This window comes from Streptomyces sp. NWU339, assembly GCF_003143855.1.
Classification (GTDB): Bacteria; Actinomycetota; Actinomycetes; order Streptomycetales; family Streptomycetaceae; genus Streptomyces.
This window is the reverse complement of record NZ_QFRK01000003.1, coordinates 16,825-34,214: the sequence shown is the minus strand read 5'-3', so window position 1 is coordinate 34,214 and position 17,390 is coordinate 16,825. Positions and strand designations below refer to the sequence as shown.

At 69.4% G+C, this 17,390-nt stretch carries 16 protein-coding genes and 1 pseudogene; 5 read left to right on the top strand and 12 right to left on the bottom strand.

The window, feature by feature from the left end:
- Positions 1-104 precede the first annotated feature (104 nt).
- Genes DIZ27_RS04950 through DIZ27_RS04940 form a run of 3 tightly spaced genes read left to right on the top strand, consistent with a single transcriptional unit; the run spans position 105 to position 3,099 of the window.
- Positions 105-1,229, top strand: a complete 1,125-nt coding sequence (locus DIZ27_RS04950) for a site-specific integrase (RefSeq protein WP_219933589.1) — start codon at positions 105-107, stop codon at positions 1,227-1,229.
- Positions 1,226-1,561, top strand: coding sequence for a helix-turn-helix transcriptional regulator (locus DIZ27_RS04945; RefSeq protein ID WP_109377056.1), 336 nt, complete (start codon positions 1,226-1,228; stop codon positions 1,559-1,561). Before DIZ27_RS04950 ends, DIZ27_RS04945 begins: the two co-directional genes overlap by 4 nt.
- Positions 1,558-3,099 (top strand): hypothetical protein, encoded by a 1,542-nt coding sequence (locus DIZ27_RS04940; protein WP_109377055.1) that lies wholly within the window; start codon positions 1,558-1,560, stop codon positions 3,097-3,099. Before DIZ27_RS04945 ends, DIZ27_RS04940 begins: the two co-directional genes overlap by 4 nt.
- A 19-nt stretch (positions 3,100-3,118) precedes the next feature.
- Here the strand turns inward: DIZ27_RS04940 and DIZ27_RS04935 are convergent, their stop codons facing one another.
- Positions 3,119-3,451, bottom strand: coding sequence for a hypothetical protein (locus DIZ27_RS04935; protein ID WP_181383392.1), 333 nt, complete (start codon positions 3,449-3,451; stop codon positions 3,119-3,121).
- A gap of 310 nt (positions 3,452-3,761) precedes the next feature.
- Here DIZ27_RS04935 and galE point away from each other — a divergent pair, with 310 nt between their 5' ends.
- Positions 3,762-4,757 (top strand): UDP-glucose 4-epimerase GalE, encoded by a 996-nt coding sequence (galE, locus tag DIZ27_RS04930; RefSeq protein WP_109377053.1) that lies wholly within the window; start codon positions 3,762-3,764, stop codon positions 4,755-4,757.
- On the opposite strand, the gene DIZ27_RS45570 is transcribed toward galE, so the two are convergent.
- The 10 genes from DIZ27_RS45570 to DIZ27_RS04885 all read right to left on the bottom strand — a co-directional run bounded on the left by DIZ27_RS45570 (position 4,754) and on the right by DIZ27_RS04885 (position 15,309).
- Complete coding sequence (locus DIZ27_RS45570) at positions 4,754-4,918, bottom strand: hypothetical protein (RefSeq protein WP_181383391.1); 165 nt, start codon at positions 4,916-4,918, stop codon at positions 4,754-4,756. The two genes, galE and DIZ27_RS45570, sit on opposite strands and share 4 nt — an antisense overlap.
- Positions 4,915-7,206, bottom strand: a complete 2,292-nt coding sequence (locus tag DIZ27_RS04925; RefSeq protein ID WP_109377052.1) for a (Fe-S)-binding protein — start codon at positions 7,204-7,206, stop codon at positions 4,915-4,917. Before DIZ27_RS04925 ends, DIZ27_RS45570 begins: the two co-directional genes overlap by 4 nt.
- 28 nt (positions 7,207-7,234) lie before the next feature.
- Complete coding sequence (locus DIZ27_RS04920; protein WP_109377051.1) at positions 7,235-8,197, bottom strand: electron transfer flavoprotein subunit alpha/FixB family protein; 963 nt, start codon at positions 8,195-8,197, stop codon at positions 7,235-7,237.
- A gap of 57 nt (positions 8,198-8,254) precedes the next feature.
- Positions 8,255-9,049: an electron transfer flavoprotein subunit beta/FixA family protein gene (locus tag DIZ27_RS04915; RefSeq protein WP_109377050.1), complete on the bottom strand. Its 795-nt coding sequence runs from the start codon at positions 9,047-9,049 to the stop codon at positions 8,255-8,257.
- A gap of 329 nt (positions 9,050-9,378) precedes the next feature.
- Positions 9,379-9,885, bottom strand: coding sequence for a nuclear transport factor 2 family protein (locus DIZ27_RS04910; protein WP_109377049.1), 507 nt, complete (start codon positions 9,883-9,885; stop codon positions 9,379-9,381).
- Positions 9,882-11,348, bottom strand: a complete 1,467-nt coding sequence (locus DIZ27_RS04905; RefSeq protein WP_109377048.1) for an FAD-dependent oxidoreductase — start codon at positions 11,346-11,348, stop codon at positions 9,882-9,884. Before DIZ27_RS04905 ends, DIZ27_RS04910 begins: the two co-directional genes overlap by 4 nt.
- A complete protein-coding gene (locus tag DIZ27_RS04900; RefSeq protein WP_109377047.1) occupies positions 11,341-12,174 on the bottom strand; it encodes an SDR family NAD(P)-dependent oxidoreductase in 834 nt (277 codons plus the stop codon). The genes DIZ27_RS04905 and DIZ27_RS04900 overlap by 8 nt, the downstream gene beginning before the upstream one ends.
- A gap of 265 nt (positions 12,175-12,439) precedes the next feature.
- Positions 12,440-13,255, bottom strand: coding sequence for an SDR family NAD(P)-dependent oxidoreductase (locus DIZ27_RS04895; protein WP_109377046.1), 816 nt, complete (start codon positions 13,253-13,255; stop codon positions 12,440-12,442).
- Positions 13,252-14,595 (bottom strand): MFS transporter, encoded by a 1,344-nt coding sequence (locus DIZ27_RS04890; RefSeq protein ID WP_109377045.1) that lies wholly within the window; start codon positions 14,593-14,595, stop codon positions 13,252-13,254. Before DIZ27_RS04890 ends, DIZ27_RS04895 begins: the two co-directional genes overlap by 4 nt.
- A gap of 258 nt (positions 14,596-14,853) precedes the next feature.
- The gene (locus DIZ27_RS04885; RefSeq protein WP_109377321.1) at positions 14,854-15,309 is read right to left on the bottom strand and encodes a nuclear transport factor 2 family protein; all 456 of its coding nucleotides are present in this window, start codon (positions 15,307-15,309) and stop codon (positions 14,854-14,856) included.
- A 203-nt stretch (positions 15,310-15,512) separates the two neighbouring features.
- On the opposite strand from DIZ27_RS04885, the gene DIZ27_RS04880 reads away from it, so the two are divergent.
- Positions 15,513-16,175, top strand: a complete 663-nt coding sequence (locus tag DIZ27_RS04880) for an IclR family transcriptional regulator (RefSeq protein WP_109377320.1) — start codon at positions 15,513-15,515, stop codon at positions 16,173-16,175.
- 972 nt (positions 16,176-17,147) lie between these two features.
- Here DIZ27_RS04880 and DIZ27_RS46815 read toward each other — a convergent pair.
- Positions 17,148-17,327: pseudogene (locus DIZ27_RS46815) on the bottom strand (helix-turn-helix domain-containing protein); the annotation flags it as partial.
- Positions 17,328-17,390: the final 63 nt, after the last annotated feature.

Sequence of the window (17,390 nt, the reverse complement as noted above, 5' to 3'; positions counted from 1 at the left end):
CTTCGTGGGGCCTCCTACAGGGAGCTGGCCTGGGGGTCCGTCGGCCGCTCGCATAGGATGCGGTTTTCTCGCATCTGATGCGAGTCACGGAGAGTGGTGAAGCGTTGAGGTTCAACGGTTCGATACCAGGGGCGGCCGGGCTGCACCTGGTCGACGGGGTCGCGTTGCTGCGGCCGGAGGAACAGGTCTTCGCGGCGATGCTGACCGGGTTCGCCAACCAGCAGCTCGCCCGGAATCTGGCCCGGACGACGGTCGAGGGCAGGGAGAACACGGTCAAGGCGTTCGCGGCCTACGTGAACACCTACCCCTGGCTCTGGACGCCGGCGATGGTCGACGAGTGGCTCGGCGACCTGCGCTCGCTGCGGGACCTGAAGCGCTCCACGATCCGCTCGTACTCCGAGGCCGTGCGGGCGTTCTGCCACTTCGTCACCGATCCCCTCTACGAGTGGACGGCGACCTGCGAGGAGCGGTTCGGCACCCACCCGGTCCAGGTGGTGCACGAGTGGAACACCGCGGTGCACGTCCAGGACAACGAGGCGGACGCGAAGAAGCGCGCGTTCACCAAGGCCGAGCTGCACGCCTTCTTCGCGCACTGCGACGACGAGGTCGCCCGCATCCGGGCCTTCGGCCGCAAGGGCTGGCTGCCCGCGTTCCGTGACGCGACGCTGTTCAAGACCGCCTACGCCTACGGGACACGGCGCAACGAGACGCGGATGCTCGACGCAGCCGACTTCGGCCGCAACCCGCACGGCGGTGAGTTCGGCCAGTACGGTCGCTGCCAGGTCCGGTTCGGCAAGGCCAAGAAGGGCTCGCCGCCAAAGCGTCGCGGGGTGCTGACCGTCTTTGACTGGACCCCGGACGTCCTGGACGAGTGGTTCACCGAGGTCCGCCCGCTGTTCGGCACCGACAACAACCCGGCGGCCTGGCCCTCCGAGCGGGGCCTGCGGATCGGATGCCAGCGCCTCAACTCCCGCTTCATCGCCTACCGCAAGGCCCTCGGCCTGGACGACGGACTCGACTTCCACTCCTTCCGCAGGTCCTACGTCACCCACCTGATCGAGGACGGCTGGGACCCGCGTTTCGTCCAGGAGCAGGTCGGCCACGAACACGCCAGCACCACCTCGCTCTACACCTGCGTCTCCTCCGACTTCCGCACCCGCACCCTGCGGCGGCATCTGGACTCCACGATCGCCGCCGCTCTCCAGACCCAGACCGGGAGGCAGGCATGAAACGCAAGGTCGGCTACACCTGGCGGCTGCGCGAGGTCATGGCCCAGCACCGGATCTTCACGGCCACCGAACTGGTGCCGCTGCTGCACGAACGCGGCATCGACCTGTCCGCCTCCCAGGTCCACCGCCTGGTCTCAGGCACCCCGGAACGCTTGTCGTTGCAGGTCATGGCCGCGCTCTGCGACATCCTCTCGTGCACCCCGGCCGACCTGGTGGCCACCACTGCGGAGAACGTCGGCGTCCGCAAGACCGCCACCGGCGACCTGCCCACCCCGCCCGCGAACGTCGCCAAGCTCCGCCCCCGCGCCGCCCGCATCCTGCCCGACGCATGACCCGCCCCTACGCCACCGACGAACAGTACGAGCGCTGGTTCATGGCCGAGTGCTGCCGCTGCGGCCGCCACAGGCACAAGGCCGGCACGTGGCCCGACGGATACGTCTGCCGGACGTGCTCGGACCGGGCCGTCCGGACGCGAGGCACCTGCCCCGGATGCGGCGAGGACCGGGCCCTTCCCGGACTCCGCCCCGGCGACAGGGCGGCGATCTGCACCACCTGCGCCGGCTTCGCGCAGACCTTCGACTGCTCACGCTGCGGCTTCGAGGGCAAGCTCCTGGGCGGTCGGCTCTGCGAACGCTGCACGCTCGCCGACCGCCTCACCGCGCTCCTCGACGACGGCACGGGCCGTCTCCGGCCCGCTTTGGTCCCGCTGTTCGACCTGCTGGTGACGATGGACAAGCCCGGAAGCGGACTGGCCTGGCTGGATATGCGCCGCGGCCAGCTGGGCAACGCCTCGCAGCTGCTTCGCCGGCTCGGCCTCGGCGAGATCCCGCTCACCCACGACGCGTTCCACAAACTCCAGCCCTGGCGGGCAGCCTCCCACCTGGAAGAACTTCTCATGGGCTGCGGAATCCTGCCTGCGGCCGACAAGCACCTCTGTTCCTTCCAGCGCTGGCTTCCCGGCCACCTGGCCGATATACCTGGCCCCGAGCACGCGAAGTCGATCAGGCTCTTCGCGACCTGGCACGTCCTTCCCAGGCTTCGTGCCCGCGCTGAGCGGAGCCACATCACCCCGAGCATCCGTCGCTTCGCCAGCGAACAGATCAAGTACGCGACCGGCTTCCTGCTCTGGCTCGGCGAGCGGAACACCACCCTCGCGTCATGCGGCCAGGTCGACGTCGACGCCTGGTTCGCCGAGAACCCCGAGCATGCCCGCACCCGCCTGAGAGGCTTCCTCAACTGGGCCGTGCAGGGCCGGCACTGCCCACGTTCCCTGGCCATCCCCGCGATGAAGATCTCCCGCCGGTCCGCACTGAGCGAGGACGAACGCCTTGCCGCCCTGGGGCGCCTGCTCACCGATGCGGAGATACCGATGCGACTCCGCGTCGCCGGCATCATCGTTCTCCTCTACGCACAGCCCCTGAGCCACGTCGTCCGGCTCGCCGTGGACGACGCCGTCCACGACGGGGACACCATGCTGCTCCGACTCGGCGAACCGCCTTCGCCCGTTCCCGCACCGGTCGCTGCCCTACTGCTGGAGCACCTCGCTACCCGCGCCAACATGAACACCGCCACCAACCCGGCCTCGCGCTGGCTCTTCCCCGGCCGCCGCACCGGCCAGCCGCTGGGCTCGAACCATTTGTCCGCGCTCCTGAACCAGGCCGGCATCCCGATCGCCGCGGCCCGCGGCGCCGCCATCCGGCAGCAACTCCTCGAACTGCCCGCACCTGTCGTCGCGGACGCTCTCGGCTACCACAACAAGACCACCAGCCGACTCCGCAACGAGACCGGCGGAACCTGGAGCCGATACGCCCCGGGCGATCACACCAGGTCACCAGCGGGCTGGGTCCCTCGGGGAACCAGCGACAGTTGAATACGAGAGCCCACCAGTATCAACCCCCGTCCCCGAGGCCCGGCTGCCGGTGGGGGGTCCACCACTCGGTGAGGCCCCACACCCCGAGTGCGAGCGCGGCCACGGCTGCGAGTGCGGCGGCCCAGGGCCGGTGCACCCATCGCGTGATCAGCGTCCAGGTCAAGAGCGGAACCAGAGCGCCGCCGAGCACGATAAGCGGAAGATCGATATAGAGCACGCTCAGATCACGGGCATGGCCCTCGAATCCGCCGTCGATACTGATCGCGGCCTGCGGCGCCCACACAAGCGGCGCGGTCGCCGCACCCAGGCCAGTGAGGAGGCATCCGGCGCCACCTCTGGTCGTTGGGTTCATGCCCGTGGTCCGCCCTGTGGTCTTTCTGCTCATGCCCGTGACAGACGTGCTGGCACGGTACATGGTTCCGGGGATCACACAAGGTCACCAACGGGCCCGCTGAAGCTGAACACTCGCGACAGTTGAATACGCGAGCTCACCAGTAAGTATCGGGCCTCAGGTCCGAGGTCAGCGTGTGCAGGGCCGGCCGCCGTACCTCCTGCGACGCGTCAGAACCCATCATGCGGCTTCCGTACCTCCGGGGCTGGTGCACCGCTAGCCTTCTGCCGGTCGCCTACTTGGGCGGGACTGAGGCCGGAAGGGAATCATCGTGTCTGTCCTTATCGCCGGGGGAGCCGGGTACATCGGAAGCACTGTTGCGTCGGCCTGTCTGGACGCGGGCGTCACTCCGGTGATCCTCGACAACCTCGTCCGGGGCCGCGCCGAGTTCACCGAGGGGCGGATTTTCTACGAGGGCGACATCTCGGACGGGGACCTGGTCGACCGGATCTTCTCGGAGCACCCGGATATCTCCGCCGTGGTGCACTGCGCGGCGCTGATCGTGGTGCCAGAGTCCGTGGCGGACCCGATCGGCTACTACGAGGCGAACGTCGCCAAGAGCCTGGCCTTCGTCAGCCACCTCCACCGCAACGGCTGCGACCGCCTCATCTTCAGCAGTTCGGGCTCCATCTACCAGGCCGAGGACGGCTCCCCTGTCACCGAGGACTCGCCGCTGGCGCCGCAGAGCCCCTACGCGCGGACCAAGGCGGTGTGCGAGGAGATGTTCGCCGACATCGCTGCGGCCGGGCAGCTGCGGGTGCTGTCCCTGCGCTACTTCAACCCGGTCGGATCCGATCCCCTGCTGCGGACCGGTCTCCAGCTCAAGAGGCCCAGTCACGCGCTGGGGAAGCTGATCCAGGCCCACCAGGAGGGCACACCGTTCCCGGTCACCGGCGTGAACTATCCGACTCGCGACGGGTCGGGCATCCGTGACTACGTGCACGTCTGGGATCTGGCCGCAGCCCACATCGCGGCGATCGAGCGTTTCGACTCCATCCTCAGCGAGTCGAAACGCTCGATCGCGATCAACCTGGGCACCGGCTCCGGTACCACCGTCCGGGAGCTGTGCGCGGCGTTCAACGCCGTCGTGAGCACGCCTCTGGCGACGGTCGACGCCGATCCGCGCCCCGGGGACGTCGCCGGCGGGTACACCACGAGCGACCGGGCCGCGACGCTGCTGGGGTGGGAGCCGAAGCTGTCCCTGGAGGAGGGCATCCGCTCCGCCCTGGACTGGCTCCCGGTGCGCGACAAGATGCTGAAGGACTAAAAGCCGCCCCGCACCGTCACCCCTGTGGCCTGATACGTGATCTCCGACTGCTGGCGCAGGTCGTCGGCGAACAGGTCAAGCAGTTCAGCGAACGCCTCCTCGTGCTCGTCTCGGGAGAGCGTCAGAGTGAATTTCTCCCTCACGGTGGCCAGGTCGGTCACTTGGTCGGTTGAGGCTCCGGCGTGTGATGGGTGCCTGCCGAACCGATCGGAGGCCGGTTGTCGACCGGGGTCTTGACGGAGTCCAGCAGCAGCTGGGCGACGTCCACGACCTGGACGGTCTCCTTGGCCTTTCCGTCGTTCTTCTTGCCGTTGACCGAGTCGGTCAGCATGACCAGGCAGAACGGGCAGGCGGTGGAGACGATGTCCGGGTCGAGGGCGAGGGCCTCGTCGACGCGCTCCTCGTTGACGCGCTTGCCGATCCGCTCCTCCATCCACATCCTCGCGCCGCCGGCGCCGCAGCAGAAGCCGCGCTCCTTGTGGCGGTGCATCTCCTCGTTGCGCAGGCCCGGGACCTTGCCGATGATCTCCCGCGGCGGCGTGTAGATCTTGTTGTGCCGGCCCAGGTAGCACGGGTCGTGGTAAGTGATGAGGCCCTCGACCGGGGTGACCGGGATCAGCTTGCCCTCGTCGACGAGGTGCTGGAGCAGTTGGGTGTGGTGGATGACCTCGTAGTCGCCGCCGAGCTGCGGGTACTCGTTGCCGAGGGTGTTGAGGCAGTGCGGGCAGGTGGCGACGATCTTCTTCGCCGACTTCGGCTTGCGCGACTCCTCGGTGACCTGGCCGTCGTCGTCCAGCTCCTCGCCGAACGCCGTGTTCAGCGCCATGACGTTCTCCATGCCGAGCTCCTGGAACAGGGGCTCGTTGCCCAGGCGGCGGGCGGAGTCGCCGGTGCACTTCTCGTCGCCGCCCATGATCGCGAACTTCACGCCCGCGATGTGCAGCAGCTCGGCGAAGGCCTTGGTGGTCTTCTTGGCGCGGTCCTCCAGGGCGCCAGCGCAGCCGACCCAGTACAGGTACTCGACCTCGGCCAGGTCCTCGAGGTCACGGCCGACGACCGGGACCTCGAAGTCGACCTCCTTGAGCCACTCCAGGCGCTGCTTCTTGGCCAGGCCCCAGGGGTTGCCCTTCTTCTCCAGGTTCTTGAGCATCGTGCCCGCCTCGGACGGGAACGCCGACTCGATCATGACCTGGTAGCGGCGCATGTCGACGATGTGGTCGACGTGCTCGATGTCGACCGGGCACTGCTCGACGCAGGCGCCGCAGGTGGTGCAGGACCACAGGACGTCCGGGTCGATGACGCCGTTCTCCTCGAGGGTGCCGATCAGCGGGCGCTCGGCCTCGGCCAGCGCCGCCGCGGGCACGCCGGTGAGCTGCTCGGCGGAGGCCTTCTCCTCGCCCTCCATCGTCTTGCCGCCGCCGGCCAGCAGGTAGGGGGCCTTGGCGTGCGCGTGGTCGCGCAGGGACATGATCAGCAGCTTCGGGGAGAGCGGCTTGCCGGTGTTCCAGGCCGGGCACTGCGACTGGCAGCGGCCGCACTCGGTGCAGGTGGAGAAGTCCAGCAGGCCCTTCCAGGAGAACTGCTCGACCTGGGAGACGCCGAAGACGTCGTCCTCGCCGGGGTCGGTGAAGTCGATCGGCCTGCCGCCGGACGTCATCGGCTGCAGCGCGCCCAGCGCGGTCGAGCCGTCCGCGTTGCGCTTGAACCAGATGTTGGGGAAGGCCAGGAAGCGGTGCCAGGCCACACCCATGTCGGTGTTGAGGGAGACCACGATCATCCACACGAAGGACGTGCCGATCTTGATCATCGCGAACAGGTAGACCAGGTTCTCCACCGCGGACACGCTCAGGCCCCGGAACGCCGCCACGAGCGGATACGACACCGGGTACGAGGCCTCGTACCCGTCAACGCCGTGCAGCGCGCCCTCCAGGCCGCGCAGCGTCAGAATCGCCAGACCGATGATTAGGATGACGGCCTCGACGAAGTATGCCTGGCCGAAGTTGGAACCGGCGAAGCGGGACTTACGGCCCATCAGCCTCGGGTGAGACACCTGACGGATCCCGATGAGGGTGAGGATGCCGAGCGTGGTCAGCACTCCCACGAGCTCGGTGAAGACCTCGTACGGCGCCCACTCACCGATGACGGGAAGCATCCAGTCGGCCTGGAAGAGCTGCCCGAAGGCGTTCACCAGGGTCAGAACGAGGGTGAAGAAGCCCACCGCCACGAACCAGTGCGCCGCGCCCACGATGCCCCAGCGGTTGAGGCGGGTGTGACCCAAAAACTCCCTGAACAGCGTCCACCTTCGCTGCCCGGGACGGTCGGTGCGGGTGCCGGTGGGCACATTCTGTCCGAGCCGCACGAACCGGTAGATCTGAGCCATGGCTCGGGCGAACAACGCCACGCCCACCACGGCCAGGACCAGCGACACGATGATCGCGGCGAGTTGCATGGGAAACGCCTTCTGTCTCGTGCGGAACTCAGCCCTTGCGGGTGTTGATCTCCTCGGTGAGCTGCGGGACGACCTCGAACAGGTCGCCGACCACGCCGTAGTCGACCAGGTCGAAGATCGGCGCCTCGGCGTCCTTGTTGACCGCCACGATGGTCTTGGAGGTCTGCATGCCGGCCCGGTGCTGGATCGCGCCGGAGATGCCGTTGGCGAGGTACAGCTGCGGCGAGACGGACTTGCCGGTCTGGCCGACCTGCTGGGTGTGCGGATACCAGCCGGCGTCGACGGCCGCCCGCGAGGCACCCACGGCCGCACCGAGGGAGTCGGCCAGCGCCTCGATCAGCGCGAAGTTCTCCGCGCCGTTCACCCCGCGGCCGCCGGAGACCACGATCGCGGCCTCGGTCAGCTCCGGACGCCCCGTCGACTCCCGGGCGGTGCGACCGGTGACCTTCGTGCCGGTGGCCTGCGCGGAGAAGGACACGGACAGCTGCTCGACCGCGCCCGCGGCCGGGGCGGCCTCCACGGCGGCGCTGTTGGGCTTGACCGTGATGACCGGGGTGCCCTTGGTGACCCGGGAGCGGGTGGTGAACGAGGCGGCGAACACCGACTGGACGGCCACCGGGCCCTCCTCCCCGGCCTCCAGGTCGACGGCGTCGGTGATGAGGCCCGAGCCGAGGCGCAGCGCCAGGCGGGCGGCGATCTCCTTGCCCTCGGTGGAGGAGGAGACCAGCACGGCGGCCGGGGACACCTGCTCGACCGCGGCCTGCAGGGCGTCCACCTTCGGCACCACCAGGTAGTCGGCGTACTCGGCGGCCTCGTGGGTCAGCACCTTGACCGCGCCGTGCTCGGCGAGCACGCCGGCGGTGTCGGCGGCGCCGCTGCCGAGGGCGACGGCGACCGGCTCGCCCAGGCGGCGGGCCAGGGTCAGCAGCTCCAGGGTGGGCTTGCGGACGGCGCCGTCCACGTGGTCGACAAGGACGAGGACTTCAGCCATGGGACTTCTTCTCTCCTGCGTGCGAGGGAATGCGGGACGGGTCGGCGAACGGCGCCTTTAGATGAACTTCTGGCTCGCGAGGAACTCGGCGAGCTGCCGGCCGCCCTCGCCCTCGTCCTTGACGATCGTGCCCGCACTGCGGGCCGGACGCTCGGTCGCGGCCTCCACGGTCGTCCAGGCGCCCTGAAGGCCGACCTCGCCTTCGTCGAGGTCCAGGTCCGACAGGTCCGACAGGTCCCAGGAGACCACCGGCTTCTTCTTGGCCGCCATGATGCCCTTGAACGACGGGTAGCGGGCCTCGCCCGACTGGTCGGTCACCGACACCACCGCCGGCAGGGAGGCCTGCAGCTGCTCGGAGGCGACGTCGCCGTCGCGGCGGCCGGTCACCGTGCCGTCCTCGACGTTCACCTCCGACAGGAGCGTGACCTGCGGGACGCCGAGGCGCTCGGCCAGCAGGGCCGGCACCACGCCCATGGAACCGTCGGTGGAGGCCATGCCGCAGACCACCAGGTCGAACCCGGCCTTCTCGATCGCCCGGGCCAGCACCAGCGAGGTGCCGATGGCGTCGGTGCCGTGCAGGTCCTCGTCCTCGACGTGGATCGCCTTGTCCGCGCCCATGGACAGCGCCTTGCGCAGCGCGTCCCTGGCGTCCTCCGGGCCCACCGTCAACACCGTCACCTCGGCGTCGTCGGCGTTCTCGGCGATCCGCAGCGCCTGCTCGACCGCGTACTCGTCCAGCTCGGAGAGCAGCCCGTCCACGTCGTCCCGGTCGACGGTCAGGTCCTCGGCGAAGTGCCGGTCGCCGGTGGCGTCGGGCACGTACTTCACAGTGACAACGATCCTCAAGCTCACGATCTGTCTCCTAGTCACTCATCGTTGTGTGGCGAACGGGTGGGCCTTTAACCTCCACATCGCTCAGGCGTGTGAGCGTGGCCAACCGGAGGGCATCTGAGTCGGTGCTGCCACTGGCCACCGCGAGATCGGCCAAGCGGCGCCGGTAGCCACCATTCACACGGTCCGAGGCCGTGCCATACCCCGGACAGGCCGCCTGCCGGTTTTCGGCAAGGGCAACGTCACCCCGCTCGAAACGAGAACCTTGCTCAGGCAGGACCTCACCCCCGCAGCGTAAACACCCGCTGGCCAGGACTCGGGGGGACTTCACCTGAGCCGCAGGCCACGACCTACCTGGGCGTGCGGTGTCCCCAGCTGTACACGGGGTCCGACCCATCGCGTCCCGATGCGACCCAAGCGGGGTCGAGGCCGTCGACCATGCGGACGACCCGCGACTCGTCGAACACGACGACCCGGTCGGCGATGCCCCAGGAGCCGTCGCGCCGCTCGAACCGGTCGACGTACCGGCATCGGATGATCGCCAAGTCCTGCTCCCCGCCGAGCTCGGCGGGCGTCTGCCGCAGGAAGCACAGGCAGTACGACTCGACGTCGGCACTGTGCTCCCCGGTGAACTCCACGAGCACGTTGGAGATGAAGTGCTGGGAGGAGTCGATGGTGCGGTGCCGGCTGCGGATATCCTCGACGAGCCCTGCGGCGTCGCCGGTATACCCGCCGTGGACGTCGACCGCATCGTCGAAGTAGCAGGCCGCAATGCCGTCGTAGTCCAGTCGGTCCACGGCCCGGGCGTACCGGAACAGGACATCCTGGATATCGAAACGGTCGTCGGCGCGGCTCATCGGGAGACCTCCTCGGTCCGGGGGGACAACGCAGCCGCACGCGCGGCCGCCTCGCGGCCGGCGACCCGGCCGAGTACCAGCGCGTGGGCGACGGAGTTGCCGCCGCCGACGTAGCGCTCGCCGAGAATTCCACCGGCGGCCTCGCCGGCCGCGTACAGCCCCGGCACGGCTCGGCCGTCGGTGCCCAGCACTCTGGTCGAGGCATCGACCTCAAGGCCGGTGTGGGTGCAGACCAGTTCGGCGGGGAGCATCCGCACCGCGAAGAAGGGTCCGGTGCCGATCGGCGCGAGGTGCGGGTCGGCGCCCTTGGCCGCAAGTGACTCATGGCGCAGAAAGTCCTCGTCGACGCCCTCGGCGAACAGTTCATTGAACCGGGTGACGCTTGCGACCAGGTGGTCTGCCGGCACGTGCATCAGGCCCGCGAGCTCCTCAAGGGTGTCGGCGCGCAGCACGACGCCCTTGGCGACCTCTTCCAGGATCCGGTCGGCGTCCCAGTCGGCGTAGCCGGTGGGCAGCGAAGTCCGGGCGTTGTCGTCGAACACCGACCAGACCCAGCCGCCGTGGTCCTTGAGGATGCCCGGGCTGACCGCGTACGGGGCGTCCTCGTCCATGCATCGTCGGCCGTCGAGGCCGACGTTGATGCGCGAGGCGGGCGGGAATCCGCTCTGCCAGTGGTGGTAGCGCTGGAATTCGGCGGTCACCAGGAGCAGGCCCCAGCCTTGGCCGAACAGCGCCAGATCGTGCCGCTCGGCGATGCCGATGTGATCTCCTCGCGAGCCCGGAGCGGCCACCACGAACAGCGCGTCGCCGGCGATCTCTGCGTCGGGAAGGAACCGGCGGACCAGATCCGCATCGGCCGCGAGGCCGCCGCTGGCGATGACGACGGCGGCCGCGGTGGCCTCCTCGCCTTCCAGGACGACGCCGCAGACGGCGCCGTCTCGGACCACCAGGTCCTCCACCCGGCTGCCGAGGGCCAGGTCCACGTCGAGCCGTGCGCGGGCCTTGTCGAGCACTTGCACCAATCCGTAGCCCTGGTCCTTGGGCACGTGGCCTCGCCAGACGTCCTCCACGCCGGCCCGGGTCAGCCCCGGCTCGTGGGCGCTGCGCGAGACCTGCGCGGGTATCTCGACCCCCAGTTCGAGCAGCCAGTCAACGACGCGACTGGACTCCTCGCAGAACATCCTGACCGGGCCCGGCCGGACCCGCCAGCCGTTGAGATCCATGTAGTGCTGGAACATGCGCAGCGGCGAGTCCTCGACTCCGAGGCTCTCCTGGACGCTGGTGGCCGAGGCGGTCAGCAGCCCGGCGGAGAGCTGGGTGGACCCGCCGATCTCGCCCTCGGCTTCCAGCAGCAGCACGCGTGCGCCGGCCTGGGCTGCCGAGACCGAAGCCGCCAGGCCGGCACCGCCGGCGCCGACCACGATGACGTCGTAGTCGTACTCCATGCTGTGGGACTCAGACATGCTGCGAACCGCCGTCCACCGGAATGCAGGCGCCGGTGATGTACCGGGCGCTGTCGGAGAGCAGGAAGTACAGGGCGCCGAACACCTCCATGGGCGCGCCGATCCGGCGCAGCGGGACCGTGGTGAGCGCCCGGTCCATCGCGGCCTGGTCCTCACGGACCCAGCGGGTCATCTCGGTGTCGATGTAGCCCGGGGCGATGGAGTTGACCCGGATGTTGTCGGGGCCGAGCTCGACGGCCATGCAGGTGGTGAGGTGCTTCACCGCGGCCTTCGAGGAGTTGTACGAGGCCCGGGTCGGCCGCGCGCGCACGGCCGCGACCGAGGCCATGTTGACGATGGCGCCGCCCCCGACGGTCCGGAAGTGGCGGGCGGCCGCCTGTCCGCCGTACACGACACCGTTGACGTTCACGCCGTAGGTGAGCGCGAGCTGCTGGGGCGTGATGTCGGTGAACTCGGCCTGCGGAAAGACACCGGCGTTGTTCACCCACAGGTCGAGCCGGCCGAACTCGCGCAGGGCGGTGGCGACCAGTTCGTCGCTGGCGGCCGGGTCGGTGACGTCGGCGCCGACGCCGACCACGCGGCCCGCGCCGCGGGTGCCGACGAGGTTGGCGTTGATCTTGTCGGCGACGGAGGCCATCTCCTCCTGATCGAGGTCGCCGCCGATGCCGTTGACGCCACGGCGCGCCAGCTCCTCAAGGAAGAGTGCGCCCATGCCGCGGCCGGCGCCGGTCACGACGACGGTGCGGCCGGCCAGTTCGGGGTTGATTGCGGGGAGGGCGTCGTAGTTGACACGGCCGGGGTTGCCGTCGGGCGCCTGGGTGGTCATGAGAGCTCCTTCAGGTGTGGTGTGGATGCCTCCGGCCCGGCACCGGCGCGCGTCAGGCGACGGCGTACCAGCCTCAGGCCGGGGGCCTCGGGTGTGCGGGGCAGACGGTCGTCGATCGTGGTGATCCGGTCGATCCGGGTTGCCCCGGGGGCGAGGTCGTGGGTGGTGAGGATGAGGAGGCGGTGCCTCGGCCTCGCCGGTGTCGATGGTGAGCGACCGGGCGGCGCGGAGGCGCCGGATTTCGAGCAGGTCTCGATGAGTGGGTTTACGGCTTTTCCTCCAGTCCCGCGAGGATGCGGTGGTAGAGCCCGCCGGACGTCAGCCCGCCGTCGACGACGACTTCTTCGCCGGTGATGTACGTGGCGTCGTCGGACAGCAGAAACGCGACCACGCGCGCGATCTCCTGTGGAGTCGCGAGCCTGCCCGCCGGTACCGACCGCACGCTCTCGTCGACGAAGGAGGTGTCGGGGGCCTGGTGGAGCAGTGGTGTGGCGGTGAGGCCCGGATGCAGCGAGTTGACGCGGATGCCGAGCGCGGCGAGTTCGAGCGCGCCGACTTTGGACAGCCCGCGTACGCCCCACTTGCTGGTGCCGTATGTGGCGGAGAAGTAGCCGACCATGCCGGCGATGGAGGAGACGTTCACGACCGCGGCGCCGCCGTCTCGCGCACCCCGCGTGAGTGCGGGGGTGAGCATCTTGAGGCCGTAGAAGACGCTGGACAGGTTGATGTCCATGATGCGTTGCCATTGCTCGACGGTGGTGTCGGCGATGCCGGCGCGCAGGCTGACGCCGGCATTGTTGACCAGGCCGTGGAGCGGCCCGGCGGCCTCCACCTCGCCCGCCAGTGCACCCCACGAGTCGGCGTCGGCGACGTCGAGGTGGACGGACTGCCCTGACCCGCCGGCCGCTGCGAGTTCGGGGATAAGTGCCTCGGCAGCGGTCATGTCGATGTCGGCGGCCCAGACGTGGGCCCCCTCGGAGGCGAGGGCCAGGCAGTCGGCTCGGCCCAGGCCGCCGGCGGCGCCGGTGACCACGACCGAACAGCCTTCGAACCGGCGTCGGCCGGTCGGTGTGCGGCTCACAGCTGCAGCTCCGTCCCGCGGGTCTCCTTGAGGAAGAAGGTGGCGCCGAAGGTCATGAGCGCGGTCACGATGAGGTAGCCCGCCGGCGCGAGGTTGTTGTCGGTGGTGTTGATCAGCAGCGTGGCGATGAAGGGTGCCGTGCCTCCGAGCGCCATGTTGGTGACGTTGTTGCTCATCGCGATGCCGCTGTAGCGGTAGCGCGCCCGGAAGATTTCGGCGTACGTCGCGAACGAGACACCGTTGACCAGCCCGATGAAGAAGGTCAGCGAGCACTGGGCGAGGACCGCGGCCACCGGGCCGCCGTCGCGCATCAGCATGAACGCCGGGAGCGCGATGACCGCCGTGATGCCGCTGCCCAGGAAGAACACGGGCCGGCGGCCGATGCGGTCGCCCGCGTATCCGGCGATGGGGAGGCTGATCACCGCGGCGACCATGGCGATGCACGTCGACGTGAACGCGAAGTCGGCCGAGCGGCCGCCTTCGGTCTGCAGGTAGCTGGCGGCGTACACGCCGGCTATGTAATAGCCACCGACGATCAGCGCCCCGAGGAAGATGATCAGCACGATCTGGCGCCACGCGTGCGCGAATACGTCGGCGATGGGGTACTTCGCCACCTCGACCGTCTCGCTCTCCTGGACGGCCTCGAACTGCTCGGTCTCCGGCAGCTGGCTGCGGATGTAGAGGCCGATCACGCCGATCGGCAAGCTGAGGAGGAAAGGTATGCGCCAGGCCCAGTCGTGCAGGGTGTCCTCGCTGACGCTGGAGGTCAGCACCAGCGCGACCAGCGAGGCGACCAGCGAGCCGAGGTAAGTACCGGTGTTGACGAACGAGGTGTGGAACGCCCGTCGATGTGCCGGGGCGTGTTCGGACACGAACGCGTTCGCGCCGCTGAGTTCGCCGCCGGCCGCGAAGCCCTGGAGGCAGCGGCACAACACCAGGAGGCATGTCGCCCAGAGGCCGAGCGTGGCGTACGAGGGGATCAGTCCGATCCCGGTGGTGGCGATGGCCATCAGGAGGATGGTCCAGGTGAGCGCCTTCTTGCGGCCGTACTTGTCGCCCATGTGACCGAAGAGGATGCCTCCGGGCGCCCGGAGGAAGAAGGCCACCGCGAAGGCGGCGAAGGTCGAGAGCAGTGCCGTGTTCGGGTTGCTCTCGACGAAGAAGTGCGTTGCGAGCAGGGTGGCCATGTAGCCGTAGATGCCGAAGTCGTAGTATTCGACAACGGTCCCGAGGATCGCCGCTCGGATGACCTTCAGTGTGGACGTGGGGTTCGCGCCGGCCGTGGGTGACGCCTTCACCGGTTGGTTCGTCGGCGTTGGGTCGGCTGCCAGGTCTGCCATGAATCGGTCCTTAGGAAGCGCGGAAGTTCGAACAGTGAATGTCATGGGCGACTGGTGAAAGTGTGGTAGCGGTCACCTGTCCCAGGCGGTGTCCGTCGGGGCGAGTACCGGATTCCCTCACGCCGGGAGATCCGCCCGGGCCCAGGCGTACCGCTGGTCGTCGATCGATCGACCGACCGCCGGCCCTAACGGGCGGAAGGTGTCGTCGTCGAAGTGCCTCGTGCAAGCGCCGTCGTGCGTGCGAGCACGGCCCCGGCGTCAGCCTCGGGCGTCGGCGGGAGTGTCGTCGCGGCGTACGACACGGGCGGCGACGCGCCAGCCGTCGCCGTCGTGGACGACCCGGTCGGTGAGGGTGGTGAACCGCTCGGTGTGCGGTGTCCCGCCCCTGGGTGTCGCGACGATCTGCAGGTATGCCTCCACCCGCAGTGTTCCGGCCCCGTCGTCGCCGGTCACGGCCACATTGCTGACCACGTGCCGGCGTACTACGTCCTCGGCGGCGCAGCCGGCGGCGAACTGCTCCGCGAACTTGGTCAGGGCAGCGGTGCCGGTCACCGGTGCCGGATAGGTGGGGGAGGTGAAGCTGCCGTCCGCGGTGAAGGTCGCGGCCCATTCCGCGGCGCGGCCACCGTCGATGAGGTGGCTCTGGAGGTGGTATAGCTGGTGTATTTCGGCCAGCCGGGCACTGGCGGCAAGCGCGGGCGCGCTGGGGTTCATGCGGGCGTCCCTTCGGCTCAGGTCCTGCTCCGGCGGCTGTCCGAGCGGCTGGAGGGGGAGCTTGCCGCACATCAAGTTATGTGCGATAATCGCACTCCCTGTGCGATTAATGGGAGCATAGGCAGCGTGGCTGAAACCCGTCAAGGGATGAATTCGTGATCTCACCATCACCGACCTGGTCGGCCCCCGAACTCGACGCAGGTATGTCCAAGACGCTTCATCACGGACTACTGGTCCTCAGAGTTCTCTCGGAGCATCCGCAGGGCCTGACCGTCAGCGAACTGGCGGACGCCGTCGGAGTGCACCGCACGGTTGCGCACCGTCTGGTGCGGACCCTGGAGGCGCACCAGTTGTGCCGCCGCGACCACCAGCGCCGGATTGTCCTCGGCACCGGCCTGGTCTCCCTGGCCGAACCCGTCCAGCAGGATCTGCGCGCACTGGCCCGCCCGATCCTGGACGAGCTGGCCGAGACCACTCGGGCCACCGCGCACCTGCTGGTCCGGGAGGGCGCCACCCGGATGCGGGCGCTCATGGTGGTGGAACCGCGCGGCGCCCTCGTCCACGTGTCTTTCCGGCCCGGTCAGACCCACTCCATCGAACGGGGCTCCGGCGGCATCGCTCTGCTGGCCCACGGCCCGTACCGTGAGGGGGAACGTTCCGAGGTCACCGAGGCCCGCGCCAAGGGGTACGCCGTCACCACGGGCGAGGTTATCCCCGCCGTGACCGGCATCTCCGCCGCCGTCCCACCGCGCGGCGGGACGGCGGCGGTCAGCATCGGCATCTCGGTCTTCGAGTACACCGACCTCGACGAACTCGGCACCACGGTTGTCCGTGCTGCGACGGCCCTGGGCGAACTGCTCGACTGAGCGGATGCCGCGGGTGGTCAGCGTGCGGGTGTCGGCGTCCTCCAGGGTGAACGTCCACAGATCCGTAGCCGGCACCTCCCGCAGCGGGGTGGGATCGTCCTGCCACACCTCAAGCGGAGTCCTGCCCCGCAAGGGCGTGGGGCGGTGCTCGGTGTTCCACCACAGCGTCCAGGCCAGCAGCCGGGCGGTGAAGTCCTCGAAGCCGAGCAGCACCTCGTCCCTCGGACGAGAGGAGCGTCTGCCGGGGCGCGGCCGGCGGGCATAGCCGGGCAGCGCGGCCAGGAACATGCCCTCCACCGCCCGGTTCAGCCCCTCCACCGTGCCCTTGAGATGAGGGGTGTAGGCGGGCAGGTCCTCCACCGTCACGTCCAGGAGATCGAACGCAGCGGTCACCGTCCTGGACAGGAAGTCCTCGCCTCGGTCCACCCGTACCTTCTCCGGCAGGCCGCCGAACGGTCCGTAAGGGTCCTCGCGCAGGACCGCGGAGCGCAGCGCCGCGAGCACCGACTCCCGCGACGGATCCCCCGGCGTGACGGCCACCCCGGTGATCGCGTTCGTCGCGCAGTCGGTGAACCACGTGATCCACGGTCTGCGCGCGGTGCCGTCGACATCGACCAGCACCGGCGCCTGGACGTGATCGGTCTCCCACACCTGGTTGCGCCAGCCCCGCGGCCTGGCCAGGAACACATCGTGCTTGCGCGCCGCCCGCTCCCCACCCGCAAGAAGCCCGGCCAGCTCCCCCGGCGTCAGATCCCGCTGGATCGCCCGGTGCAGCGTCGTCAGCGACGGTGCGTCCGCAGGCGGGGACTGCCGAGCGGCACGCAGGACCAGTTCGCGGTGAACCGCCCGAACGTTCCCCTTCCACAGTGCCAACAGTCCACGGACTTCGGGCGTGATCGTGAACCTCGCATCGGCCCGGGACCGTGCGCCAGGGTAGGCGGCCGCGGTCTCATCGCTCTGAGCAGCGGCCAGCCAGCGCCACACCGTGCGCTCCGACACCCCCAGCGCGTCCGCAGCCACCCGCACATGGCCCGCTGTCAGCTTCTTCCCTGCCCGCAGTGCAAGCAGCCGCCGCACGGCCGGACCGCGCAAGGCCGTCCTCGACGCCGCAGGCAGTCCGCCGCCTGCGCGGACCGCGTCACCGTCCTCCATGCCAGCTCCCCTCACGCGGGTGGTACGTCGTCTATTGCCAGGTGCCGGGAACGTGCGATCGCC

Excerpts from the sequence above, each read along its gene's own strand:
- DIZ27_RS04920 (WP_109377051.1), bottom strand. The coding sequence starts at position 8,197 with ATGGCTGAAGTCCTCGTCCTTGTCGACCACGTGGACGGCGCCGTCCGC.
- DIZ27_RS04925 (WP_109377052.1), bottom strand. The coding sequence starts at position 7,206 with ATGCAACTCGCCGCGATCATCGTGTCGCTGGTCCTGGCCGTGGTGGGC.
- DIZ27_RS04890 (WP_109377045.1), bottom strand. The coding sequence starts at position 14,595 with ATGGCAGACCTGGCAGCCGACCCAACGCCGACGAACCAACCGGTGAAG.
- DIZ27_RS04945 (WP_109377056.1), top strand. The coding sequence starts at position 1,226 with ATGAAACGCAAGGTCGGCTACACCTGGCGGCTGCGCGAGGTCATGGCC.
- DIZ27_RS04935 (WP_181383392.1), bottom strand. The coding sequence starts at position 3,451 with ATGAACCCAACGACCAGAGGTGGCGCCGGATGCCTCCTCACTGGCCTG.
- DIZ27_RS04885 (WP_109377321.1), bottom strand. The coding sequence starts at position 15,309 with ATGAACCCCAGCGCGCCCGCGCTTGCCGCCAGTGCCCGGCTGGCCGAA.
- DIZ27_RS04910 (WP_109377049.1), bottom strand. The coding sequence starts at position 9,885 with ATGAGCCGCGCCGACGACCGTTTCGATATCCAGGATGTCCTGTTCCGG.
- DIZ27_RS04905 (WP_109377048.1), bottom strand. The coding sequence starts at position 11,348 with ATGTCTGAGTCCCACAGCATGGAGTACGACTACGACGTCATCGTGGTC.
- DIZ27_RS04900 (WP_109377047.1), bottom strand. The coding sequence starts at position 12,174 with ATGACCACCCAGGCGCCCGACGGCAACCCCGGCCGTGTCAACTACGAC.
- DIZ27_RS04880 (WP_109377320.1), top strand. The coding sequence starts at position 15,513 with ATGTCCAAGACGCTTCATCACGGACTACTGGTCCTCAGAGTTCTCTCG.
- DIZ27_RS04940 (WP_109377055.1), top strand. The coding sequence starts at position 1,558 with ATGACCCGCCCCTACGCCACCGACGAACAGTACGAGCGCTGGTTCATG.